At 51.7% G+C, this 24,381-nt stretch carries 21 protein-coding genes; 15 read left to right on the top strand and 6 right to left on the bottom strand.

What is annotated here, in order from left to right; genetic code table 11:
* The first annotated feature begins 22 nt into the window (after window positions 1-22).
* The 5 genes from ACQ5ES_RS05565 to ACQ5ES_RS05545 are packed head-to-tail and all read left to right on the top strand — an operon-like array spanning window position 23 to window position 5,097.
* The gene (locus tag ACQ5ES_RS05565; protein ID WP_445014942.1) at window positions 23-1,114 is read left to right on the top strand and encodes a nitroreductase family protein; all 1,092 of its coding nucleotides are present in this window, start codon (window positions 23-25) and stop codon (window positions 1,112-1,114) included.
* Window positions 1,101-1,937 carry a hypothetical protein gene (locus tag ACQ5ES_RS05560; protein ID WP_445014941.1) on the top strand — a complete coding sequence of 279 codons (837 nt, stop codon included), beginning with the start codon at window positions 1,101-1,103 and terminating at the stop codon, window positions 1,935-1,937. Before ACQ5ES_RS05565 ends, ACQ5ES_RS05560 begins: the two co-directional genes overlap by 14 nt.
* The gene (locus tag ACQ5ES_RS05555) at window positions 1,918-2,724 is read left to right on the top strand and encodes a GumC domain-containing protein (RefSeq protein ID WP_445014940.1); all 807 of its coding nucleotides are present in this window, start codon (window positions 1,918-1,920) and stop codon (window positions 2,722-2,724) included. The genes ACQ5ES_RS05560 and ACQ5ES_RS05555 overlap by 20 nt, the downstream gene beginning before the upstream one ends.
* Window positions 2,721-3,989: an O-antigen ligase family protein gene (locus ACQ5ES_RS05550; RefSeq protein WP_445014939.1), complete on the top strand. Its 1,269-nt coding sequence runs from the start codon at window positions 2,721-2,723 to the stop codon at window positions 3,987-3,989. Before ACQ5ES_RS05555 ends, ACQ5ES_RS05550 begins: the two co-directional genes overlap by 4 nt.
* Complete coding sequence (locus ACQ5ES_RS05545; protein WP_445014938.1) at window positions 3,961-5,097, top strand: polysaccharide pyruvyl transferase family protein; 1,137 nt, start codon at window positions 3,961-3,963, stop codon at window positions 5,095-5,097. Before ACQ5ES_RS05550 ends, ACQ5ES_RS05545 begins: the two co-directional genes overlap by 29 nt.
* Before the next feature lie 53 nt (window positions 5,098-5,150).
* Here the strand turns inward: ACQ5ES_RS05545 and ACQ5ES_RS05540 are convergent, their stop codons facing one another.
* Genes ACQ5ES_RS05540 through ACQ5ES_RS05525 form a run of 4 tightly spaced genes read right to left on the bottom strand, consistent with a single transcriptional unit; the run spans window position 5,151 to window position 8,930 of the window.
* On the bottom strand, window positions 5,151-6,221 hold the full coding sequence (locus tag ACQ5ES_RS05540) for a glycosyltransferase family 4 protein (protein ID WP_445014937.1): 1,071 nt from the start codon (window positions 6,219-6,221) through the stop codon (window positions 5,151-5,153).
* Entirely contained in the window at window positions 6,218-7,357 is a 1,140-nt protein-coding gene (wecB, locus tag ACQ5ES_RS05535) for a non-hydrolyzing UDP-N-acetylglucosamine 2-epimerase (protein ID WP_445014936.1), read from the bottom strand. The genes ACQ5ES_RS05540 and wecB overlap by 4 nt, the downstream gene beginning before the upstream one ends.
* Window positions 7,354-8,187, bottom strand: coding sequence for a glycosyltransferase (locus tag ACQ5ES_RS05530; RefSeq protein WP_445014935.1), 834 nt, complete (start codon window positions 8,185-8,187; stop codon window positions 7,354-7,356). Before ACQ5ES_RS05530 ends, wecB begins: the two co-directional genes overlap by 4 nt.
* 11 nt (window positions 8,188-8,198) lie before the next feature.
* Entirely contained in the window at window positions 8,199-8,930 is a 732-nt protein-coding gene (locus ACQ5ES_RS05525; protein ID WP_445014934.1) for a WecB/TagA/CpsF family glycosyltransferase, read from the bottom strand.
* A 141-nt stretch (window positions 8,931-9,071) separates the two neighbouring features.
* Between ACQ5ES_RS05525 and ACQ5ES_RS05520 the strand changes: the two genes are divergently transcribed.
* The 6 genes from ACQ5ES_RS05520 (at window position 9,072) to ACQ5ES_RS05495 (ending at window position 17,834) form a co-directional block, all read left to right on the top strand.
* The gene (locus ACQ5ES_RS05520) at window positions 9,072-10,238 is read left to right on the top strand and encodes a nucleotide sugar dehydrogenase (RefSeq protein WP_445014933.1); all 1,167 of its coding nucleotides are present in this window, start codon (window positions 9,072-9,074) and stop codon (window positions 10,236-10,238) included.
* A gap of 44 nt (window positions 10,239-10,282) precedes the next feature.
* On the top strand, window positions 10,283-11,383 hold the full coding sequence (gene wecA / locus ACQ5ES_RS05515; RefSeq protein ID WP_445014932.1) for a UDP-N-acetylglucosamine--undecaprenyl-phosphate N-acetylglucosaminephosphotransferase: 1,101 nt from the start codon (window positions 10,283-10,285) through the stop codon (window positions 11,381-11,383).
* Between the two features lie 25 nt (window positions 11,384-11,408).
* Complete coding sequence (locus ACQ5ES_RS05510) at window positions 11,409-14,165, top strand: SLBB domain-containing protein (protein WP_445014931.1); 2,757 nt, start codon at window positions 11,409-11,411, stop codon at window positions 14,163-14,165.
* Between the two features lie 181 nt (window positions 14,166-14,346).
* A complete protein-coding gene (gene pgi / locus ACQ5ES_RS05505) occupies window positions 14,347-15,807 on the top strand; it encodes a glucose-6-phosphate isomerase (protein WP_445014930.1) in 1,461 nt (486 codons plus the stop codon).
* The gene (locus ACQ5ES_RS05500; RefSeq protein WP_445014929.1) at window positions 15,808-16,413 is read left to right on the top strand and encodes a 2OG-Fe(II) oxygenase; all 606 of its coding nucleotides are present in this window, start codon (window positions 15,808-15,810) and stop codon (window positions 16,411-16,413) included.
* Window positions 16,413-17,834, top strand: coding sequence for a capsule assembly Wzi family protein (locus ACQ5ES_RS05495; protein ID WP_445014928.1), 1,422 nt, complete (start codon window positions 16,413-16,415; stop codon window positions 17,832-17,834). Before ACQ5ES_RS05500 ends, ACQ5ES_RS05495 begins: the two co-directional genes overlap by 1 nt.
* 18 nt (window positions 17,835-17,852) lie before the next feature.
* On the opposite strand, the gene ACQ5ES_RS05490 is transcribed toward ACQ5ES_RS05495, so the two are convergent.
* Both ACQ5ES_RS05490 and ACQ5ES_RS05485 read right to left on the bottom strand, forming a co-directional pair.
* Complete coding sequence (locus ACQ5ES_RS05490; RefSeq protein ID WP_445014927.1) at window positions 17,853-19,118, bottom strand: type II toxin-antitoxin system HipA family toxin; 1,266 nt, start codon at window positions 19,116-19,118, stop codon at window positions 17,853-17,855.
* Window positions 19,119-19,120: 2 nt separating this feature from the next.
* A complete protein-coding gene (locus tag ACQ5ES_RS05485) occupies window positions 19,121-19,408 on the bottom strand; it encodes a helix-turn-helix domain-containing protein (protein ID WP_445014926.1) in 288 nt (95 codons plus the stop codon).
* 239 nt (window positions 19,409-19,647) lie between these two features.
* Between ACQ5ES_RS05485 and rfaH the strand changes: the two genes are divergently transcribed.
* The 4 genes from rfaH (at window position 19,648) to ACQ5ES_RS05465 (ending at window position 24,372) form a co-directional block, all read left to right on the top strand.
* Window positions 19,648-20,175, top strand: coding sequence for a transcription/translation regulatory transformer protein RfaH (rfaH, locus tag ACQ5ES_RS05480; RefSeq protein ID WP_445014925.1), 528 nt, complete (start codon window positions 19,648-19,650; stop codon window positions 20,173-20,175).
* 241 nt (window positions 20,176-20,416) lie between these two features.
* Complete coding sequence (locus ACQ5ES_RS05475) at window positions 20,417-20,686, top strand: hypothetical protein (RefSeq protein ID WP_445014924.1); 270 nt, start codon at window positions 20,417-20,419, stop codon at window positions 20,684-20,686.
* A 27-nt stretch (window positions 20,687-20,713) separates the two neighbouring features.
* Window positions 20,714-22,132 (top strand): YjbF family lipoprotein, encoded by a 1,419-nt coding sequence (locus ACQ5ES_RS05470; protein WP_445014923.1) that lies wholly within the window; start codon window positions 20,714-20,716, stop codon window positions 22,130-22,132.
* Complete coding sequence (locus tag ACQ5ES_RS05465) at window positions 22,129-24,372, top strand: YjbH domain-containing protein (RefSeq protein WP_445014922.1); 2,244 nt, start codon at window positions 22,129-22,131, stop codon at window positions 24,370-24,372. Before ACQ5ES_RS05470 ends, ACQ5ES_RS05465 begins: the two co-directional genes overlap by 4 nt.
* The last annotated feature ends 9 nt before the right edge of the window (window positions 24,373-24,381 follow it).

Here is a 24,381-nt window from a genome sequence, read left to right as displayed (position 1 = left end):
TATAAGGCATAAGAAAGCAGTAATGAGTCTTCGAACGATTGCCAAAAAAGTCATTCCGGTAAAGTTCGTGCATTGGTTGCGCGAGCGCGGCGAAAACTTTGATAAAAGCTTTATCCGGCTATTTTCCGGAACCCGGCTGACCTCATCGATTTACTATCTTTTGTTTAGCCGTGAATTTGGCCGGGAACAGCAGGCCGTTTTACGTGGACGTATTGCTTACTGGCGGTCCCTGAAGACTATTGAAGCGACCTGCGCATTGTTAAGACGCAACACCCATCGACTTGAGAAAGGTCTTATCATGCGGCCTCGTCGAGATAGTTTTGCCGCAGAGTACATTATGGAAACGGTGAATTGTTTTCGCGATGCAGCAAATGCTAAAAGTCTGAATCCCGAAGAACTGCAGTGGGCCCATGACGTACTCGACGAATACTTTACGATAGTTAAAGATACGCCAAAAATTGCTCGGGCAAGAAGGGTCTGGCAAGACCTTCACGCCTCTTTAGATACCGCAATGGAACGCACCAACTCAGTTCCATACCCCCAGCGTGAGTTACCAGAAGCCACTATTGCCCCGGAGCAACTTAAGACTTTGTTCCAACGGCGCCGTTCTGTACGCTGGTTTAAGCCTGATCGAGTCGCTGGCGAGATAATCCTTCAAGCCTTTGAAATGGCGACTCTTGCCCCGTCCGCATGCAACCGGCAACCCTATGAATTTTATGTAATTCAAGAGCCAAAGCGCGCTGCAAAAGTTGCCAATATGGCAGGTGGAACAGTTGGCTTTGCCGATCAGATTAGTAATCTGATTGTGGTTGTCGGGGACCTTAAAGCGTATCCCATGGAGCGCGATCGTCATTGCATCTATATTGATGCCTCGTTGGCCACCATGCAGTTAATGTTGGCATTTGAAACCATGCAGATCTCAACCTGTCCGATCAACTGGCCGGATATTGAATTCCGCGAGCGGCTGATTGAGCGTGAGCTAAATTTGACCGCTCACCAGCGACCTGTCATGTTACTTGCATTTGGTTATGCTGACCCTGAAGGGGGCATTCCCTATTCAGCAAAAAAATCCAGCAACATTTTGGGACGGTTTATTGATCATGACCACGTCTAATCCGCAATCACTCATTGTTTTTTCCAGTTCCGCCTTCAAACAAAGCGTGCGGGCGCTGCGCTTGTGGTGGCTGTTTCTACCTTTAGTCCTTGCCCTGCTGTTTGCTGCAGTTAAATGGCTGAGCGATGACGAATATGAAGCCAGAACCGTACTCGCGCCAAGCGAAGAACGTAGTGGTGGCCTGACTGATATGTCTGCAGGTCTCACGGGGTTGGCTGGCCTCGCCGGGTTTGATCTAGGTGGCGGTAAGATCAACGACACCCAGATGGCTGTGGAGGTTTTAAAATCACGAAGCTTCCTGTACGGATTTATTGAACGTCATGAGTTGATGCCTTATCTGGTCACCGATGGAACCGCTGAAGAACTTGAGCAAAGCTGGCGAGGGTATAACGAACTCCGTGAACGGCTGGCGATTGAGTACGACCGTGCTAAAGGTATTGTCACATTGCAACTGACCTACACCGATCCAGTATTGGCAGCGACCTGGTTAACCGTGATGGTGAATGATATTAACGTTTACATGCGCGAGCGCGAACGTGAGCGGGTGAATCAACAGATCACGTATCTGACCAATAAAGCCGATGAAATTCAGCAGGCGGATGTTCGCGAGTCGCTTTATCGTTTATTGCAGGAACAATATAACCGCGCGATGCTCGTTGAAGTGAACGATGATTATGTATTTGAAACCATCGACCCGGCGGTTCCACCGCATCAACCGACTGGCTTTAGTGCAATGGTCTGGTTGGTGATTGGAGCCTTGCTTGGGTTGTTTGCAATGGTTGTCGTTACCTTATTGCGCAGCTATGTACGAAGCAACCCGTAGGCACAGTTTTTCAGCGTATTTCCGCTGGTTAAAGCACTATTGGTGGCTGGCTGCAATTTATGTTGTTGCTGGTCTGGCGATTAGTGTTGGCTACTTTAAGTTGCATCCGAAGTGGTATCAGGCGCAAACCTTATTCGTGGTTAATCCTGAGCTTTTTAATCAGGGATTATTACGTCGCGGGGATGATGTTGTTTTGAATCAGCGCTCGGCATCAACTGCGGTACCATTGACCGTTGAGCCAGAGCTGCGCATTGCCCGTTGGCTTTATAGTGAGCAATTTTCCCGGTGGGTTACCCAGACATTATTTACTGACGCGATCGATGCCGATTATTACCAGGTACGCCGCCACCTTCATTACTATCGTTATCAAAACGATCGCTTCCATTCGTTGCACTGGTCAGCGCCATCAAGAGCGTTGGCGGAGGACCAGCTACGGCAAATTATGGCGTTGCTAGAGCAGCGTTTAGTTGAAGAACGACAACAGGAACTAGCAATCCAACTCGATGCCAACGCTGCACTCCTGCAGCAAGCAAGAGGCAACGATTACCGGCGGGTTCTCCAGCAACAACAAGAAGTATTAAAAACCCGCGCTGCCATGCTGGATTCCAGTTTATTTAGCTTTATCCAACCTGTAACCGATATAGTTGGCAGTCCGAATGCGGTGTACCCGCAGGGGATCCATGTGGTGCTGGCTGGATTATTTTTCTGGCTGGCATTCGGCGTGACGGGGTTACATATCTTTCTACTTCGCCGATCAGGGAGTGACGCTGCGGGGTGGAACCGATGAAGCTACAATTAAGCTCTGATCAGGTTGGCAAAATCCTTCTTATACTGTTGGTCTATCCGGTTATCTGGCTGGATACCTTGTATGGAGTGTTTAGCTTTTTGGGCTTAGATGCGTTGCGTGTCAGCTTGCTATATCGTACCGCTGTTTTACTGCTTGGTTTAATTATTGTTTATACCCGTAGTGGCGTTTTAAGCTGGTTAATCCAGCTGATGATTCTCAGTTGGTCAGTCATTTTAGTGATCAATAGTTATCCGGTGGGAGACATTCAGTTTATTGCAGAGTTCACGCAGTTAACCCGCTGGCTTTATCCCTTTACCGTTGTGATCCTAACCCTTGCGACGCTTGAGCGTTATGGCGCGCACGATCAACTGTTGCTGCGGGGAATAGCCTACTATGGGTGGGTTTTCGGTGCATTTATGTTGTTCTCATTCGCTACCGGACTGGGTATTCCGAGTTATGACGAGGGCGTGTACGGCATCAAATCATTTTACGTGGGCGGAAATGACATTGGCCTGGCGGCGTTAATTAGTTTAGCGACGATGTTGGTGTTATTGCATCAGCGATTTACATGGTGGCGATTGACCAAAATACTGCTGTGTTGTGCCGGACTTGTGTTGCTGGGCACCAAAGCCGGGTGGGTGGGTACGTTGTTATTAGTCGGTGGTTTTACCCTGTTATTTCGACGGGCGCGTTGGGTAGTGCTACCGCTGCTGCTAGTCGGCGGCATTTGGAGTGCAAGCTGGATCCAGACGAATCAGGAAACACTCGCTTATCAGGTAGCTCAGGTGCAGGCTTTGGTTAAGGGTGCGAATCCACGTGAACGGTTAATTCAGGCCGCAGAAGGACAGCTGGAGCACTACCCGGATAAAGCCGAACTGACAGGCGGAAGTTATTCATTTTATGCTGGTAGCGGTCGTGATTATTATGTCACGCACAACAATACAACAGGGGTTGAAACCTTTAAGGCGATTGAGCAGGAATGGTACGATCTGCGCGGTGGTTACGGCGTGCCTTTCGCAGTTTACGTTTTTCTGTGTCATCTTTTGCTACTGGTTTTAACGGCGGCACTGTTAATCCGTCGTCCTAGTGTTGAGCATGTCGGATTTTTTATCGCCAGCTGTTTATACATTGGACATGGAATATTCGCCGGTCATGCTTTTGTTAGCGGTCAGCCAAGCGGCTTGATTGCGATTCTGTATGCAGTGGTTATTTATCGATTAGAATTAGGAGCATTAAGTGCTGAATGTAGAAGTCAAAGGGATTAGTTTCGCGAACAAAGGCGCAGAGTTAATGTTGCATGCGATCATCGCCCAGTTTGCTGAACGAGGTGTTGAGGCACGTTTCGTGGTTGAGCCGACGGGACCCTATGATCGCCGCGTTGCTTTTGGCTTGTGGCAAAAGAGCCGATATATTCGCAAGCGAATCAATTTACTTACGCCGGTGAGCTGGCTACCACAGCGCTTTCGGCACATGTTCGGTATTATCAATGAAAGTGAACTGGATCTGGTGCTTGATGCCTCAGGTTTTGCCTTTGGTGATCAGTGGAGCCCTCTGATTGCGTGGGACCGACTTGGTAGTACCATTGCCCGCCTGCGAGCCCGTGGTATCCCCGTCATCGTATTGCCACAAGCACTGGGACCGTTCAAGCAAAGTGCATCAGCGAAAGCCTTTGCCCCGGTGTTGGAGCATGCCAATCTGGTTTATCCGCGCGATGATCAATCCTACGAGTTTTGCGAGAAGCTGAGTAACGATACCTTTAACCTGAAACGTTGCCCGGACTTTACCAATTTAATTAAAGGGCTACCGGCTAACGAATTTGACCCCGAGCACCATCAAGTTTGTTTTATTCCTAATTCAAAAATGCTGGAAAAACGACAGGACGGTGACCGTTACATTAACTTCATGGTGGCAGCGATAAGCGCTGCACAAAAAGCCGATAAGAAACCTTTTATTCTTATTCATGAAGCCGCTGCGGATCGTCGGCTAACCGCGCAAATTCAGGATAAATTAGACCAGACCGTACCGGTTTTAGATCCTGGGCATGCGTTAAAAATAAAATGGATTATCGGCCAGTCCCATAGTGTGGTCAGTTCGCGATTCCATGGTCTTGTTAGTGCGTTATCGCAGGGCGTCCCCGTGCTTGCGACCGGCTGGAGTCATAAATACCATGAACTTCTGGCCGATTACGGTTGTGCCGAACAACTTATCGATATCGCTGACGGAGATACCGATGCGCTTAATGCCTTGCAGCATTTGTTAACAGACGATGAACAGCATCAGCGCTTAAAAACCACCATCATCGAGCAGGGAAAGTGGCAGCGCGACGCAGTCACAGAAATGTGGAACGAAGTCTTCGCCGAACTCCGCGCATAGAAGGGGCAGCCCCCTCTGAAAAATTGTGCTCGCAGCAGAAGGGGCAGCCCCCCTTAGGTCAAACGCTGACAGAATTCGAGGAAATCTCGGACAGCAATTTCCGGCTGATAGTGTTCAAGAACATGTTGGCGAGCAAAGTACGAGTGCTGTGCATGCTCTGCCATTACCTTCTCAACAGCCACCGCCAGCTGTCCGGGGTCGGGCTGGGAAACTAAGCACCCCGCGCCTTCAGGCACAACATCAACGATAGGGCCGTAGGCAACACCGACGACGGGTAGGCCCGCAGCCATTGCTTCGAGAAAGCCCATGCCAAAGGAGTCTAACTCCGAGGGTAAGAAAAACAGATCCATCCCGCCTAGCAGCTCAGCTTTCTTTTCATACGGCACCCAGCCGACAAAGTGAACGCGGTCAGCTACGTCACAGCGACTTGCATGCTGGCGTAACATATCGAGCTCTGAACCATCACCTGCTACGGTGAGGTGATAGCGGACAGGTAAGTGTTGAAGGGTCGCAATTGCGGCTCCGACATTCTTACCTGGTTCGAGGCGAGTCATGCACAGCATATCGATACGCTCAGAGGGGGGCTGCCCCTCCTTTTTTTGCGGTGCGGATCTTGGGGGGGCTGCCCCTTCTTGTTGCGCGAGCGACAGCAAGCTGCGGTCAAGAGTATTCGGCATAACGTGGATGCGATCGGCAGGATAAGACAAAAATTGCGCAAGCTGCGTGCGCCACCAGGGCGTGAGTACGATTAGCCCATCGAAACGATTCACTAAGCGCTGCATAAGCCAGCGGCCGAGTGGATGCTGCAAATAATGTATGGCTTCAATACCATGCACATGCAACAGCACCCGTGCACCGCGTTTACGCGGCTCACGAGAAAGTAAATACTTACGAACCAACGACAACCAGCGGGCGCCATGGAGCCAGACAATGTCGCCACGGCCTGCGTCAGCAAGAGCAGATTTTGCCTGGCGAAAACTCTGCCAACGCGAGGCGTCGCTCTGGTGGGATTCAACAATTTTGTGGGCAACGTTGTTGGTCTGAAGAACTTCAATACTACTGGTCAGAGCGGTGCTGATGCCGCCCTTGCCATGTTTGATGGCGGTGGCGACTAAGTAAATCACTGGTCAAGCTCGCGGCGCAAAACATCAACAATCTGCGCACAAGCAGTGCCATCGCCGTAAGGGTTATGGGCCTGACTCATCTGCAGATAGTAGTCACTGTCATCAAGTAACCGTTGAGTTTCTCGGACAATCATAGCGCTATCGGTGCCGACCAGCTTCACCGTACCGGCGGCAACAGCTTCGGGACGTTCCGTGGTGTCACGCATCACCAGTACAGGCTTGCCAAGCGACGGCGCCTCTTCTTGAATGCCACCACTGTCAGTCAAAATAATAGTGGCGCGATTCATCAAATAAACAAAGGGAAGGTAATCTTGTGGAGCAATCAAATGCACGTTTGGAATGTCAGACAGTAACCGGTTTACCGGCTCTTGCACATTTGGGTTCAAATGCACGGGATAAACAATTTGCAGTTGCGGATTCTGTTGCGCTAAAGCGCGAAGCGCAGTGCAGATGCGTTCAAACCCGGCACCAAAACTCTCGCGTCGATGTCCGGTAACTAAAATCAGCCGGGTCCCTAAAGGGCCGGTAACCTCTGCAAACTGATCATGAAATTGCTGCTGCAGCGCCGTATCAGTTTCAAGCGCATCGCGAACGTGCAATAGCGCGTCAATCACCGTGTTGCCAGTGACAAAAACATTTTTACAAGTGACCCCTTCATCTAGCAAGTTCTGTTTTGCCATAGAGGTCGGGGCAAAATGCCAGCGTGTGATGCCCCCCACGAGCTTGCGGTTACCTTCTTCAGGCCAGGGCGAGTAGATATTGCCGGTGCGCAATCCTGCTTCAACATGCGCTAGTGGTATTTGTTGAAAGTACGCTGCCAAACCCGTCGTTAAAGTCGTCAGTGTGTCGCCATGAACAAAAACCACATCTGGTGCAAAGTCGCGTAGTACCGGCTCTATATCCGTTAACACACGAGCGGCCAACCTATTCAGCGATTGTTTGGGTTGCATCAAATTCAAATCATAATCAGGGGTGATTTTAAACAGTCGCAGAACCTGGTCGAGCATCTCGCGATGCTGAGCAGTGACACATACCCGCACATCCCAGTCGTTGACCTGCTGCAAAGCTTGCACCAGAGGAGCCATTTTAATCGCTTCAGGACGGGTGCCAAACACCACTAAAAGTTTTTTTGTCATAATGATTTCAGTTTTAAGCCATAACGATAAAGATGGCCAAGTTTCATTTTGAGATGGCCCGCTGGTAACGACTTTAACAGTTCGCTAACAGAAAAGGGCTCTTGAATTCGCATTTTTAGCCAAAATGCATGATTTAGCCGCTGGCGCGTGTTCATATCAGCACCGTGTTTTTGCATAAAACGGGCAAAACCTAAGCGACTTTTGCGCTGGGAAGAAATTCGCTGGCCGCCATGTTCGACAAAAATATTTTGCAGTGGCTGTCCGAGTCGGAACGCTGAGCCGTAAACTTTAATCAAACGGGTAAAACAATCGTAGTCCTGCAATGCTACTAATTCTTCGTCGAAGCCACCGATCGCCAACATTCTGGAGCGCTCGACAAATACCTGATTGGTCGCATGATTGGCATCAAGCTGCTTATCCAGCGTAATAACTAAATCGTTGCACATGGTCGGCTTGGCACGTTTCTGAGTTACCCAGTAATAACCGGAACAGATAAACGCATACTGGCTGTCGTAGTTTTGCAGCAATACAGCCAAACGCTCCGGCACAAAGGTGTCGTCGTCATCAAGCCCGGTTACAAATTCACCCCGAGCCTCTTTAATTGCAAGGTTGCGTGCAGCACAGGCTCCACGCGGCTGGTCATGACGATAAGTACGAACGCGGGGGTCAAGTCTGGTGTAGTCCTGTAAAACCTCCCAGGTACCATCTGAAGAGCCATCATCGACAACCAACAGCTCAAGTTCCTGATGTGTTTGGGCAAGCACCGAATCAATTGCCCGGCGTAGCAGCGGACCGCGATTGTGAGTGGGCATATAAACAGAGATCAACATGCAGGAAAGGCCTAAAGTTGTCGGGTTAGATGTAACGCAAGATATTTCGCCAACGACCATTGTCGGCCGATACGGGTCGGCTGTGCGCACAAACGGTAGAACCACTCTAAGTGCAGGTCACAAAATAGCTTCGGCGCACGTTTAACATGCCCCGTATAGACATCATAAGTGCCGCCAACACCCAAATAAAACGCGTCAGGGTAAAACTCACGTAAACGCACGATAAGCTGCTCCTGTTTTGGGGCACCCATGGCCACCGTTATAATCTTAGGCTGGTGTTGCGATAATGCCTTGCGTAAAACGTCTTCATCATCGAAGTAACCATCTATACCGCAGACAACATTGACTCCGGCTGCCCGAAGCTGAGCAACGGCGGCTTCATTTACCTGTGGTTTTGCGCCAATGAGCATGACCGGAATGTCAGATTTGCCAGCACGAAGCATTAGCGCTTCCCAGAATTCACAACCGGGGATGCGAGTGTTTTTTACCCCCTTACTGGCTATGGTTTTAACCACGCCGATACCGTCAGCAAAGCGTAGTACGGCATTGTTTATATGGGCCATCAACGCCGGGTCACGGCGTGCAAGCATTACAATTTCACTGTTAACCGACACGCCAAAACCAGGCGTTACATGACCGTCGGAGATCACTTGATCGAGCGCATCATCCATCGATGCGAAGGGCATAATCGAAAGGCCGCCAACGTTAACAGGTGAAGAAAAACTCTTACGATATTTCGACATGTGGTGAAAACGTAATTAATTAGAAGATGGCAGGATCTTACACGCGTGACAAAAAACTGCAATGTTCCTCAGGTATAAGGATGACAGCAGCGCGGCGCTTGGTTTAAACTGCTTCGCATCCCAACGAAGTTAGGAAGGAACATGGAAATTGTCGTTGTCGGCACCGGCTATGTCGGTCTTGCGAATGCAGTATTACTGGCTCAGCACAATCAGGTTACCGCAGTAGATATCGTGGCGGAGAAAGTCGCGATGCTCCAGGCCAAGCAAAGCCCGATTAAAGATACAGACATCGAGCATTATCTGCAGCACAAAAATTTGCAGTTGAGCGCGACCACAGATGCCGCAGCTGCCTTTGCTAAAGCTGACTGGGTGTTGATTGCCACCCCTACAGATTACGATCCGGAAACCAACTACTTCAACACCAGCTCTGTCGACGAAGTAATTAAGCAAGTACTTAATTATAATAACAATTGTCACATTGTCATACGCTCGACCATCCCGGTAGGATATGTTGAAAGAATGCGCCAGCAGTTGGCGACTGATCGGGTGTTTTTTGCGCCGGAGTTTTTGCGTGAGGGAAAAGCACTACAGGACAATTTGTATCCGTCGCGGATTATAGTTGGTGAGCGCTCGGCGCGGGCTGAAGCCTTTGCACAACTTTTACAAGCCGGTGCACTGAAAGCTGAGATTCCAGTGCAATATACTGAACCGACAGAGGCGGAAGCGATAAAACTGTTCGCCAACACGTATCTGGCAATGCGGGTCGCGTTCTTTAATGAACTTGATACCTATGCCGCGCATCATGAGCTCGACCCAAGGCAAATTATCGACGGCGTCTGTTTAGACACGCGGATCGGCAATCACTACAATAACCCTAGTTTTGGTTATGGTGGCTATTGCTTACCGAAGGACACACGGCAGCTGTTGGCAAATTATGATAATGTACCGCAGGTCATGATCGGTGCAATTGTCGATGCCAATCGCACGCGCAAAGACTTTATAGCGGATGCTATAGCTGAGCGGAGGCCAAAATGTGTCGGTGTTTATCGACTGGTGATGAAAGCCGGTTCGGATAATTTCCGTTCATCGGCGATTCAAGGGATTATGAAACGCTTGCAAGCAAAGGGCATTGAGTTGGTGGTTTTTGAACCAACATTCACGGAAAATGTTTTCTACAACTGCCGTGTGATAAAAAAATTACAAGATTTTAAAGAAATGTCGGATATAATAATAAGCAATCGTATGGCGCATGAGCTCAGCGACGTAGAGCAAAAAGTCTATACCCGAGACCTTTTTAACAATGATTAATACTAGTGTTCAGCACTAGGGTTTAAACAGGGAAAACCGCATTCATGAGTATCTGGATGGTACTAATAACCGCCACAGCTTTATCGAGCGTGTTATGTAACCTTCTTATTCCAATGGCGTGGCGTACCGCGCTTGTCGATCATCCATGTGAGCGCAAGCAGCATGTTGGCGCCGTACCTTTGGTCGGTGGCCTCGCCGTTTATGGCACCATGGTGATCATGATGATGGCCATCCTGCCGCTGGAAGTCGATATTCGTTTGTTTCTGGTGGCGGCAAGCTTCATGGTGTTAATTGGTGCGCTCGATGATCGCTACGACATCGACGCCGGTGTGCGTTTTATTGCGCAAATGCTGGCTTCCGCCGTTGTGGTTTTTGGCGCGGACGTACAAATCACCCAATTAGGTAACTTATTCGGTACCGGTGTGGTCGAACTTGGGGTGCTTTCCATGCCCTTTACCTTGCTCTGTATCGTCGCTGCAATGAATGCTTACAATATGATCGATGGCATCGACGGCCTGCTTGGTGCGTTAGCGATGGTGGCCTTTGCCGGTATTGGTTTGCTGGCGCTAATGCACAATCAACACTTACCCTTACTGGTTGCGACCATACTCTTTGGCGCCTTGATCCCTTATATCATTCGTAACCTGGGCTTTCGCTTACGTCCGGTGCGAAAAATATTCATGGGCGACTCAGGCTCAATGCTGGTGGGTTTTACCGCGGTATGGATGCTGGTTATGCTGACGCATCCCGAACGGCTTTTAGAAAGCTGGTTCGAAATGGCTCCTGACACTATGGCTGTTCGCCCAGTTGCGGTGCTCTGGCTTATTGCAGTACCGTTAATGGACATGTTCGCCATCATGGCGCGGCGGGTTAAAAAAGGGCAGTCGCCGTTTAAACCTGATCGCGAACACCTGCACCACATCTTCATGCGCGCTGGCTTCACGCAGCGGCAAACGCTGGGTCTCATCAGTGGCATTGCAACGTTCAAGTTGGCCTTGGGCTTAACTCTTGAATGGTTAAACGTGCCAGAGGTAATTGTTCTTAGCATTTTCTTAGCAATTTTTGTACTCTACCTGGTAATGCTCAAAAATATCTGGCGAATTGTTTCTTGGGTTCGTCAGCAACGCGACGTAGAATCATCATAATAAAACAATAACAGGGGAAAACGGCGTGAAAGCATGGTTGCAACAAACGCTAGCGGCAGCCGGGCTGGCGTGTCTCATTTTTGCTGGTGTACCCGGTGCGGCACCTGGTGCTCAGGCGCAAGACCTATCGAGCCTTACACCACAGCAGATTCAGCAAATTCAGAAACTCCCTCGAGCGCAGCAAGAAGCTATCGCGCGGCAGTTCGGCGTAAGCCTAAGCGACATCGAAGCGATGATGCAGGGCAACAGCAAAAGTCAAAGCACTGCTGAAACTATGGGTGAGCGTCCTTCTATTATGGAGCAGCGCGAAACCGCTGATACCCGTCCGTTAAATGAACTCAGCCCCGGTGAACTCGCCGAACGCCTGGCGGAAGACGATAAAGAACTACAACCCTTCGGCTATAACCTGTTCCAGGGTGAGCCGAGTACTTTTGCACCTATGGCCAATGCGCCGGTTCCGTCAAATTATATGCTTGGCGTTGGCGATACCTTGCGTATTCAGCTGTACGGCAAGGAAAATCGCAGTATCGAAGCGGCGGTGGATAACGAAGGCCAAATCGTCATCGAGAACCTGGGACCTATTGCGGTTGCCGGTTTGCGTTATGACGAAGCTAAAGCCTTGATCCAAAGCACCGTGCGTGAGCGCATGATCGGTATGGAAGCTGCGGTTTCTATGGGCGAGCTGCGCAGCATGCAAATCTTTGTCGTGGGCGAAGCTTATAAACCTGGTGCCTATACCGTCAGTTCACTGACCACCATGAGCCAAGCGCTGTTTGTGTCCGGTGGGGTTAGCGACATTGCCTCGCTGCGTACCGTGCAGTTAAAGCGTAACGGCAAAACCGTAGTGACCTTCGACCTTTATAAATTGCTGACTGAAGGCGATGCGTCTAACGACTACCGTTTGCAAGCGGGTGATGTGGTGTTTATCCCGACCCGCGGCGACATGGTGAGCATTGCTGGCGAAGTACTGCGCCCAGCTATCTATGAAATGTTGCCGGGTGAGACTTTGGCTGATGCGTTAAGTTTTGCTGGCGGCCTGCTGCCGACCGCTTATCGTAAATCAGTGCAGTTGCAGCGCATCAGCGATGGTTCGCGGCGCGTACAAACCATCGATTTAACCCGCTCCGACGTGACCCGTCCATTGCAAGCTGGCGATGCCATTAAAGTACTCTCTGTTGCCGAAGATACGGTCGACAGCGTAATGCTGGTGGGTGCTGCTGTGCGTCCGGGAGTTTACGAGTGGCGTGATGACTTGTACGTGAAAGATTTATTGCCTTCTATTGAGGGCGCGCTACTGCCGGTGACTGATCTTAGCTACGGCATTGTGGTAAGGCGCAGTGCCGATCGCCGCTCGATTAGCGTGCTGCAGTTCGATGTTGCTGCTGCAATTAGCGGTGACAATGCAGAAAATTTAGCGTTACAGCCACGCGATCAGGTGGTGGTATTTAGTCGCTACGAATCAGCGCAAGCGGAAGAAAATCAACTCAGTGCCTGGTTAAAGTCTGAGAGTGACCGTGCCCGTGAAGAGCGTGAACAGGTACTCGAGGTTTACCGTAAGCAGTACCTGCAAAAACTTATTACGGATGATCTAGCCTTTGATTCTTTACTGGAACGCACGACGCCAGAGGGCTCGGCGGAGCTGGATGATCAGCTTAGCTCGCTATTTGCTATTGGCGACGATACCGAACAGCGTGATGCTGACTATTATGCCAAGTTCTCGCGACATAATTTACTGCAGCCTATTCTGTATCAGTTGCGCAACCAATACAGCTCTACCGGAACCTTGCCGCTGGTGTATATCGATGGTCAAGTTCGTTATCCCGGCATTTATCCGTTGGTTGCTAATGCTGACGCACAGCAAGCTATTGTTGCCGCTGGCGGTTTGAAAGAGTCTGCTTATTTGGCGCGGGCTGAAATTACCCGAACTGTGTTGCACGAGGGTGAAGCTTCGGCCCAGTACCGACCTTTTAATTTGGCGCAAGTGTTGCGTAATGAAGTCGAAGTACCCTTGAAAGGCCGTGATCGCATTCAAGTGTTGTCGATTCCGCAGTGGCAGAATACCTTGCAGGTGCGGTTGGAGGGCGAAGTACGCTTCCCGGGAACCTACACCATTCGCCGTGGTGAGAATCTGACAGATTTGTTGGACCGCGCTGGTGGATTGACGGAGTACGCGTTTGTTGATGGTGCGATCTTTACCCGCGCCGATTTGCGTGAAGCTGAACGCAAGCGTTTGGATGAGCTCGCGCAACAGTTGCGGCGCGAAATTGCTTCGAACGTCATCACCGATACCGGTGCACAGGTTGCGTATTCAGAAATGAATCAGTTGTTGCGCGATCTGACCAACATTGACGCAGTCGGCCGGCTCGTTATTGACCTTGGTAGCGTGATGGCGACAGGGGGCGCCTCATTACAGCTGAAAGACGGCGATCGTTTGTACGTACCAACGGTACAGAACACGGTGTCGATTATCGGTGAAGTGCAACTTGCCAGCTCCTATCAGTTTAAACCGGGGGTGTCACTGGAAGAGTACATTCAACGTGCGGGTGGCATGCGGCAAAAGGCTGACGAAGAACGTATTTACATCGTTAAGGCTAACGGTTTGGTAACTGTGCCTGAGCGCCGTTCGTGGTTTACCTCGGGCTCGTACGAGCAAATTGAGCCGGGCGATACTATTGTCGTGCCGATGGATACCCAGTACATGAACAACATCGAAGTCTGGACCACCGCCACGCAGATCATGTATCAGGTCGGCGTCGCGCTCGCCGCCCTAAGCGGCCTGTAACCCGCAGCACGGGCGATGGTGGCAACATCGCGATATATGGGATGCTCGCAACATCGCGGCTTATGGGGTAGCCCGTAGTTCTACTACGGGTCAGACCCGCAGCACGGGCGATGGTAGCAACATAATACTATCGGCAGACTAGACCCGTAGTAGAACTACGGGCTACAACAATGGATGGACAATGCAGGTAACGACGGAGCACTTAAATTTAGACTACAGCTTCCAGGGGTTGAGCGCTGATGAGCTGCAGGCCTACGCGAAGAAACGCCTGCCCGCAAACTTCAACGAACAGCGCAAGCTGCTGTTGCAGGGCGAGTATCAGAACCCCAGCGAAGGCCGTAAAGTTACCCACGTGCTTAACCGCAGTCGCCACTCGGTCGTCGCCGCAGGCGGCGGACGCAACCGCTTCTCCGAGATCGTACGCCTGCTGCGCAGCGGTAAATGGCTCGGTGCCACGGGCAAACCCATCACCGACGTCGTGAACATCGGCGTCGGCGGCTCCGACCTCGGCCCCATGATGGGCAGCTTCGCCTTACACGAGTTCGCCGATGACAACGTAGAACATGAACTCGACGTACATTTCGTTAGCTCCATGGACGGCGGCCAACTGTATGCCGTACTGCCAATTATCGACCCCGAAACCACCGTATTTATCATTGCCTCGAAAAGTTTCGGCACCATCGATACCCTGGCCAACGCTGAGACCGTTAAACGCTGGGTTGAGTCGGTGCTGGACCAATCAGCGTGGCTGGAAAAACACGTCATTGGCGTGTCGAGCAACAATCAGGCGATGACCGAATTTGGTATTCCAGCCAGCCAACAGCTGAGCTTTGCCGATTCCGTCGGCGGCCGTTATTCGTTGTGGTCAGCTATTGGCCTGCCGATTGCCTTAACTGTCGGTGCCAACCAGTTTGCCAAGATGCTCGAAGGCGCGCGGCACATGGACGAACACTTTGGCTCTGCGCCGTTGCTGGAAAATATCCCGTTACTGCTCGCGCTACTGGGCGTCTACAACCGCGAAGAACGCGGCCTGAATAACGTCGCAGTGTTGCCTTACGATGGCCGGCTGCGGTATCTGCCGAACTATCTGCAACAGCTTGATATGGAATCTAACGGCAAGCAGCAAAACCTTGCCGGCGAGGCGATTGATTATCCTACCGGACCCATTATCTGGGGCGGCTTTGGCCCCAACGGACAACACGCATTCTTCCAACATTTGCATCAAGGCTACGATAAATTTGCCGCGGATTTTGTAGCAGTATTGCGCCGTCAAGCTCCAGGCTTTGCTGCTCCCGTGCAAGCAGGCCTGGCTAGCCAGCAACGTTTATCCGTTGCCAACTGTTTGGCGCATCGCCGGCTGATGTGGTTTGGAAATGGCGACAGTTACCCAGGCCAGCATCCGTCGAATTTGCTGTATGTGGATGAGCTAACACCACAAAGTTTTGGTGCACTGATTGCTGCCTACGAGCATAAAGTGTTCAGCCAAGGCGTGATTTGGAACATCAATTCATTCGATCAGCCAGGCGTTGAGCTTGGTAAAAACGTCGCGAAAGAAGTTTTGGCCGTGATGAACGGCGCTGTTGAGACTACAACAGAGACTGCTTTTGACGAAAGTACGGACAGCATTATCAAGAGGATGTAAATGGATAACCCGACTACGCACATTTTATGCAAGGATCCCACCATCTATATCATGGACGACTTTTTCACAGAGTCGGAGGGTAAACATCTGGTGAACGCGGCCATTAAGCAGATGGCACGCGCCAAAGTCAGCTCCGACAAAGAGGGTGTGTTGAGCAAAGCGCGTACCAATCAGTTGGCATGGATCGGCCATACCCACGACATGATCGTGACTTACTTAGGCACCCGCATCGCCAAAGAAGTGGACCTGCCATTGGAAAATGCTGAGAGCTTTCAGGTGATTCATTACGGCGAAAAAGAAGAGTATCGTGCGCATTTTGATGCTTACGACATGAATACCGAGCGCGGCAAGCGTTGCACCAGCCGCGGCGGGCAACGCGTGATCACCGTGTTGGGCTATATCAATACCCCTGAGGGGGGCGGTTCGACCTACTTCCCAAAACTTAATTTAAACGTGCAGCCAAAACCTGGCCGCCTGTTGTTCTTCGAGAACGTGGTGCGCGGCTCTACCGATGTACATCCGAAAAGTCTGCACGCCGGCATGCCAGTGAGCAAAGGTGAAAAATGGGCGTTTAATCTCTGGTTCCATGAGCGGGAGTTTAAATAGTGCGGCGCTGTGCGACATCTGGTGACGTGGATAGTTCTTGCGCGACGTTTAGCGTCATGGTCTGGTGGCGGCGTTGTGCGACGTTAGTTGTCGCGCTTTTTGCCTTGACGGGTGCAGCAAGTGTTGCGGCAACGCCATGGCTTGATGCCGAAGAACTGCACGTACGTCATTCGTTACAAGTATTGGCCGACGCTGGCTTATTGCGCGCCCCGGTCACAACTTTTCCGGTGATGTGGCGGCCGTTGCTGGCCGATCTCGAAGCGATTGACCCAGAACAGCTGAGCGAGCTGCAGCAGGTTGCCTATTACAAATTAATGGCGCTTTTGAGCTATCACAAAGGCAGCGCTTACACCTCGTTACGCGTCGCCGGAGTGACCGACACAGGTGCACAACCGAGTTACCAGCGACCGATGGAAGGCAAAGCTTCAGTTGCAGTGACCCATGAGCGTATCGGTCAGTCGGTTGCGGGGCGCATCCGCACCACTTATCGTGACAGCTCGTTGAGTCTGAATCCGCGGGTCAGCACCGACACTATTTCCTGGCAGGGCAGTTATGCCGCGGCCATGGCCGGCGACTGGATGGTTAGCGTTGATCAGTTGCACACCTGGTGGTCACCGGGGTCAGCACAAGATGGCTTACATACGGTCAGCACCTTACCCTTGCGCAGTTTGCGCACAGTTTATGCACCTTCGGCGGCGTCGGCTTTTTCCGAACTGAGTTTTACCGCGTTTTACGGTGTCAGCGAAGAGAAGTTTCTGGTGGAGCCAGCGTTACAGATCTGGGAGCGTGAGCAAGCCTTTGGCGCCCGGGTCGGCTGGCGGGCCCATGAACGGCTCGAGTTAGGGCTGCATTATACCCGCTCATCGCTGGGTGGCGTTGTGGTGGCCGCCGATTCTGGCACGACGGCTGGCGATGATGATGCTGACAGCCTGGTGTTCGATGCACGATTGACCTTGCCGTTGCAGTTTAACTTCTATGGCAGCATCAGCGAGCACGATGTGGCGGGGCCTTTCTCGCTGGGCGACGTACGCGGCAACGGTCACATGGTCGGGCTCGACTGGAGCTTTGCTGAACCCGCGCACCTGTCACGCTTTTATGCTGAACACGACCGCAGTGACCTCCGCAGCCTGACCACTTTCGGCTACGCGTCGTTTCGTAACAACGGCCTCGGTTGGGACTTCCGCATTCAAGACACCCGCATACGCCGCGATCACAACAATTTCGGCCGCGCACCACGCTTTGAGCTGCTCCCCGAATTCCGCCCCGGCATCGCCCGTATTGAGCAGTTTGAGGCCGTGGTGTTCTACCCCGTCGGCAACGGCTTACTCGAAGTCGGCCTGCAAGCCTGGCAAGACACCTACGAATCGGGCCGTAAAGATGAGTTTGGCAACGTTATCGCCTCGTTTGAGTGGCGCTGGTAAAGAAGGGGCTGCCCCTTCTTAGAGATGAAAGTCGGGGTGGAGGCGTTGCCAGTGAGTGATGAGGGCTTGCTTGTGGGCGTCGAGCATTGGAAGTTCGCTAAGCAGCTGTGGCCATTGGTCGCGGGCGCGCTCAAGCGTATCCTGCAGATGAACTTTAATAGCGGGCCACGGCACTTGCATTCGCTTGGACCAGGTTTCGAATGCAGCGTAGTCGAGCGAATAGAAATTATTCTGCTTGGCCATTTTGAGTGCTACGGAATCATCTCCGGCAACATAAGGCAGAGTAAAGACAATATCGTAGGCCGGGGAGAGTTGCGGACGGAGTTTATTGCGATAAATCAATGACCAGTTTTTAAGGTGAGCATCGCCGTTGCCAAGCAAAATATTGACCAGCAGTCGGCGTGCCATTTGCTGAACGTCGGCTAATCCGGTCGCACTGTGCTGAAAAAGCGCACTGCCGATTTGCTCATAATTGAATTTTTTGTATTTGTCGTTGGGATAGACCTGGAATATCTGCGCAAAATCTTCGGTGTGTATTCGTCCAGCGTGTCCACGATCAAAACGCTTGATCGCATAAGCATAGGTTTCATTCGGTAACTGAATATCCGGAAGGTGATCCAACCGATCACGTTCAACTAGTTGGATATCTGGAATGACGACTCCAGCGGCTTGTGCCAGACGCATCGCCGTGTACTCGTTTTCGGGTACGTTTTTGTGGATGGTGGATGGTGTTTTTATGATCCAGCTCTCTCCATCGGCATCGAATTTAAGATTGAACCTGCCGTCCTGCTTAGTAGAGGAGAACTTCATTTGCACCCCAGCAAGTGAAAACTTTGCGGTCGTATGTTCAATATCAATTTGTATCGACTCAATTTGGCGGCGGTGATCAAGCGCCCAGTCGGGCAATTCTCCTGCCGAGATTGGGGTCGCTCTTAGTGCGCCAGGCAGGTTATGACTCATGTGCGCAAAGAGTGGGAACTCGTTATCGGTATGCACTTTTAATGAAGTTGCCATCCATTCGCGTAATGCTCCTTCAGGAAGAAGGTTTGACAATAGCGGCGTCAATTTTTGGTGACTCACCAGTGGCTGCTGCAACATTGCTGGAGCTGCGAGTTGAGTCAGGGTAAAGGGGTGTCGCTGCTCGACGGGAAGCGTCAGATAATTTGGCGAAAAGACGAGTATATTTTTCCCGCCGCTATAGTGTGTGAGCACAGCAAGCTCTTGCGAACCAAGTGTCAGTTTAAGCCCCGCGACACTTTCAATGTGCTTGTGGGAATTTTGCATGGTTAATCGTCCTTGAGGTGTCGCTGACTATGCGACCAAAAATCACCGGGTTCTTCCACTGATGTGCTGGTGGTTTCCGACCTTGGTTGCATAGGATCGGCGAATGCCAGTTCTAATCCTAATCCCGCAAGTATACGCAATAACGTGGACAGCCGCATATCCTGGCCAGCTTCCACCCGTTGGTATTGCTGCTGTGACATACCAATCAGCATGCGCATATCGGTTTGCGAGAGATTCCTCTTCTTGCGCTCTGTTGCGAGCATGTTTGCGACGTCGTCGATGGTCTTCATAAATACAATCCTTGCGTTGTAGTGCATTAAATATACAACCTATAAATTGTAAAGCAAGCATTAAACTATTAGTGAATTGTAAAAAAAGGAGGGGCAGCCCTTACAATGTAAAGAAAAAGAGGGGGCTGCCCCTGCTGAATCTTTACATTGTAAGGGCTGCCCCTTCTGGTTGGGGTTAACGCGGTGGGGGAATGGGTGTATAATCTGCGGATAGAATGATGGCTGATTCAGGGAAACGAATGTCAGATTATCTGTCAGAGAATAAGCTGGAAACATGGTATGTGGTGCAGACGAAGCCGAGGCAGGAGCTGCGCGCCCATGAAAACCTTGAAAATCAAGGGATTGAAGCTGCTTTGCCCATGATCACACTCGAGCGGATCCGGCGCGGAAAGCGGGTGCCAATCCGCGAACCTCTCTTCCCTGGTTATATTTTCGTAAAGTTCAGTAATTACTCACAAAACTTTCATAAGATACGTAGTACCTTTGGGGTCACAAAGCTGTTAAAGTTTGGGGAGTGCCCTGCTCGAATATCAGATTCGCTTGTAAAGGAATTGTTGGCAGTTAACAGTGATTCTGCTGAAGTTAAAGAATTACAACGGCATACAGTGCCGCAGGTCGGTGACAAAGTGCAAATCCTCGATGGGCCGTTCACTGGGCTGGTCGCTGAAATAGTTAAGCTTGACGGCCCCTCACGCTGCATTGTTCTGCTAGACTTATTGCATAAGCAGGTTCGCGCAGAATTTGACCTAGCAAGCATCGAACGCTAGATAAGCTTTGCTGCAGTCACTTGGAAGTGGACTTTTCGCGCAAGGAAAATTAAGAATCCCGCAGGTCGGGGCGCATTTAGGAGCGGTAACCCTAAGGGCGGTAGCGTGTTTTTTGCCCGGGTTTTTTAGTTTTTTGCCTGATTTTTTGGGTGTTTAGTGTACATTTACATGAATTAGAGTTTGACCCGTAGTAGAACTACGGGCTACTATTTAAGCATATTCGAGAAGTAAGGAGCTCAACATGAAAGTATTTACAACTATCGCAGCGGCAGCTGCATTGGCGTTCAGCGCATCAGCTGTAGCTAATCCAGAGCCGAAGCCAGAACCAAAGCCAGCTCCGAAGCCAGTTATGGAGGAAGCTAACGCTTCCAGCAAAATTGTTAGCTTGGGTGGCGTAGAAATGACTATGGCAGAAGCACTAGCTATAGCAGCAGGTATTGGCATGGCTATTGTGGTCGTGACTAGTGATGATGACGGTTCAGGGTCAACCGTAACTCTTACGAACAACTAAGTTAGTATCAGGTTGGACGTCACACGGATGCGTGGTGTCGCTATTGCCGCAGCCTTACTCGGTCTTTCCGGGGGGCTATCGGGATGCTCGTTACTGAGCTCCCAGGAATCTACTGAAAGCACTGCAGCGACCGAGTCGCTGCAGTTTTTCTTTGCGGATACACCAGCTGCGCCAGACCTGGCGACACTGCAGCAATTTCCTTATCCAGTTACCTACGTGCAGTTTGCGGACGCGCCGCGCACTATTTTGGTGCTCGCAGCCACAGGCAATCACGGGGAATACTGGTTCTCGGCGGGCAACGAAGCCCTGACGATGTGGCAAGGTCGCGTCATTCGCACCAGCGCGCTGGAACGTGAGAATCGCGTACACACCGATCAGCTGCACAAGGATCCGCTGGCTTGCTACCTCAAGCACGAGCCAGCCCAGCAGCAAGCCCAGCAGCAAGCCCAGCAGCCAGCTCAGCAGCCAGCCCAGCAGCCAGCCCAGCAGCCAGCCCAGCAGCCAGCCCAGCATCAAAACTGCGCCACCAGCTGGCAGCGGAACATCCAGATTCAGCGTCCCATCGCCAATTTTAATCCGCACGACCCGCAGCACGAAATCGTCACTTTGCAGGTGCAGTCCGAGTTTCAGCGCAATGGCCGCGATCTTACGGAACAGGGTACAGCGACAGAATATGTCGCAGGCAAGGCGGGGCAGACCCACGACTTCAGCAATACTTACCGCTTGAGCATCGACAATCAGTACGTGATCAGCAGCAAACAGTGGCTGAGTCCGCAGCATGGTTATGTCGAGCTGGAGATGGTCAATCTCGCACGACCCATTGCGCCACGCGGCGACGCGCAGGTTACCCGCTTCCAGGTGCCAGTTACGCCAGACGCGCAACCAAGATTACGCCATTTCGTTGAAGCCATGCAGCAGCACTTTTATCCTGACAGTTACTGGCCGGGACTGCGCATTCACAGCGACGAACTGGACCAACGCTTTGCCGGCCGTCATACCGGGATGCTGAAGCGCTTGCGGATGCTGGCGGAAATCTATCAGCATGACGGCGACACCGAATTAGAACAGGCTGCGCGACAACTCATACAACAGTTTCAGCAATGGCCGATGCGGGCAAGCTATATCCATGGCATCGACCCGGCAAAGATGCGCTCGACCTTAGAGCACAATCCGGTGCTGAACGCCCGCGATGCCGAAGACGCGTATGAAGTGGTGCTGGCACCGGCAAGCAGCACTGAAGTCGGCGTTAGCAATCTGACAAAAAACGAGCGCTGGCTGATTCAGCCTAATGGCAGTATCCGCGAGCTCGAGCAGCGGGAAAAATTAAATGACGGTCAGCCGGGTATTGTGCTGACCAGTATCGACGAAAGTGATTTACCGTCAGGCTTCCGAGATATCAACGCACAGCTCGCGATGTTCCTGCAGCACTGGGATTACTCGCAATGAGATATTACGTTGCAGCAGCCCTGATTTCAGCGCTAGGTGTCACTATCACGCAAGCACAAGCGCAAGCGCAGGAATATAATCCAGACCCTTACACCACCAGTGATTTCGGTGGCGTCGGTCTGTTACAAACGCCGACCGCGCGCATGAACAGCGAAGGCCACATCACCATTGGCTACAGCGACACCGACGACTACCGGCGCACCTCGATAACCCTGCAGGTATTCGACTGGATGCAAGCGACCGCGCGCTACACCGATTTCCGTTACTCGTTTTACTCCGATGACCCGGGATTCAGCGGTGACCAAACCCTGAAAGATAAGGGCCTGGATCTTAAATTCCGCCTGTACGAAGAATCGAAATGGCTGCCGGAACTAGCCGTTGGATTTCAGGATCTTGGTGGTACGGGATTATTCGCCGGTGAATATTTCGTTGCCAGTAAAGCCTACGAAACCGAAAAGCTTGGCGTTTTTGATTTCCATCTTGGCTTGGGCTTCGGCTATTTAGGCCGGCGCGACAACGCCTTTAATCCATTCTGCGAAATCACCGACGAATTCTGCGAACGGCCCGGCGGTTTCACTCAGGGCGGCGGCGATGTCGAGTGGGATAAAATGTTTAAAGGCCCGGCGTCAGTATTTGGCGGGCTGGAGTGGCGCACGCCGCTTGAAGGATTACGGCTAAAAGCTGAGTACGATCCGAACGACTACCAAAGCGAACGGTTGCCGAATCCGATTGACCCGGAAAATCCGCGTGAAATCGTGGTCGACAGCCCATGGAACGTCGGCGCGGAATACGCCTTGAATAACTTTATAAACCTGAAGCTTGGCTATCAGCGCGGCAACACCATGACGTTTGGTTTCAGCCTGCGCTACAACCTGGCGACGGCCTATCAGATAAAGCTTGAGCCGGAAATGCGTGATGCGAAGTACAGCACCACCAGTAATTTCAGCGAACTGGATATCCAGCGTCTGAGCCAGGACTTGCTGAATGAAACGGGTTATCGGGTGAGTGCAATAGCGACTGATGAAGAGCAGGAGCGGGTAACTCTATACGCCGAGCAAACGCGCTATCGCGATCGCGAAGAAGCGGTCAGCAAAGCCGCCCGTATTCTCAGCAATGAACTGCCGGAAGATGTGACGCGCTATGAAATCGCCGAATTGAAAGACGGCCTTGGCATCGTGCAGTACAACGTCAACGCCCCCTATTACAAAACCGCCGCCCGCGGCGAGCGCTTCTTCCGCGACGAACACGATGCCATCAGCATCGGCCACGTCCGCCCCGTTGATCTCACGCCGTCTGCAACCTCGGCAACACCTGCGACACCTGCAACACCGGTAGCCCGTAGTTCTACTACGGGTCAAACCACCCGCACCGGCAATGCTGGCAATGGCAACGACACCCGCAGCAGAACCACGGGTTACAGCTTTACACCCAAGCTCAGCCAGTCGTTCGGCGGCGCAGAAGATTTCTATATTTACCAGCTGGCGCTTATGGCCGACGGCTACTACGCCTTCAGCCCGAACCTGAAGCTCAGCGGCGAAATCGGCCTGAACATCATCAACAACTACGATGAATTCAACTTCCTGGTCGATGATCTCGAAAATCCATTACCACGCGTGCGCACCCGCATTCGTGAGTACGCCGACAATCAAAGCCTGTGGCTGCAAAACGCCCAGCTGGTGTACACCGACCAGGCCAGCAGCAACACCTATTACGCACTGTACGGCGGCTACCTCGAGCGCATGTTCGGTGGCGTCGGCGCCGAAGTATTGTACCGTCCGCTCAACTCGAGAGTAGCCTTCGGCCTCGACCTCAACTACGTACAGCAGCGCGACCCGGATAACAGCTTCAGCTTCGAAGATTACGACGTGCTGACCGGCCACGCCAGCATGTACTGGCAGCCAGAATTGCTGCCAAACAGCCTGATTAAAATACAAGCCGGCCGCTTCCTCGCCGGCGACGAGGGCGTGCAGTTCGACTTCTCGCATCAGTTTGACTCAGGCGTCAGCGCCGGAGCTTATGCCGCATTCACCAATGTCTCCCGTGAAGAGTACGGCGAAGGCGGCTTTACCAAAGGTTTTTACATCAGCATCCCATTCGATCTGTTCTTTGTACGTCATACGATGTCCCGCGGTACCGTCGGCTGGAACCCAATCACCCGCGACGGTGGACAAATGTTGAACAGAAGCATTAACCTCTATCAGACCACCGAAGCACGTGGCTTCAGACCTGGGCAGAACTAAACAGGAACA

This window comes from Pseudidiomarina xizangensis, assembly GCF_052541995.1.
Note: the sequence above shows the minus strand (reverse complement) of the source record. Positions and strands in the feature narration are given on the sequence as shown.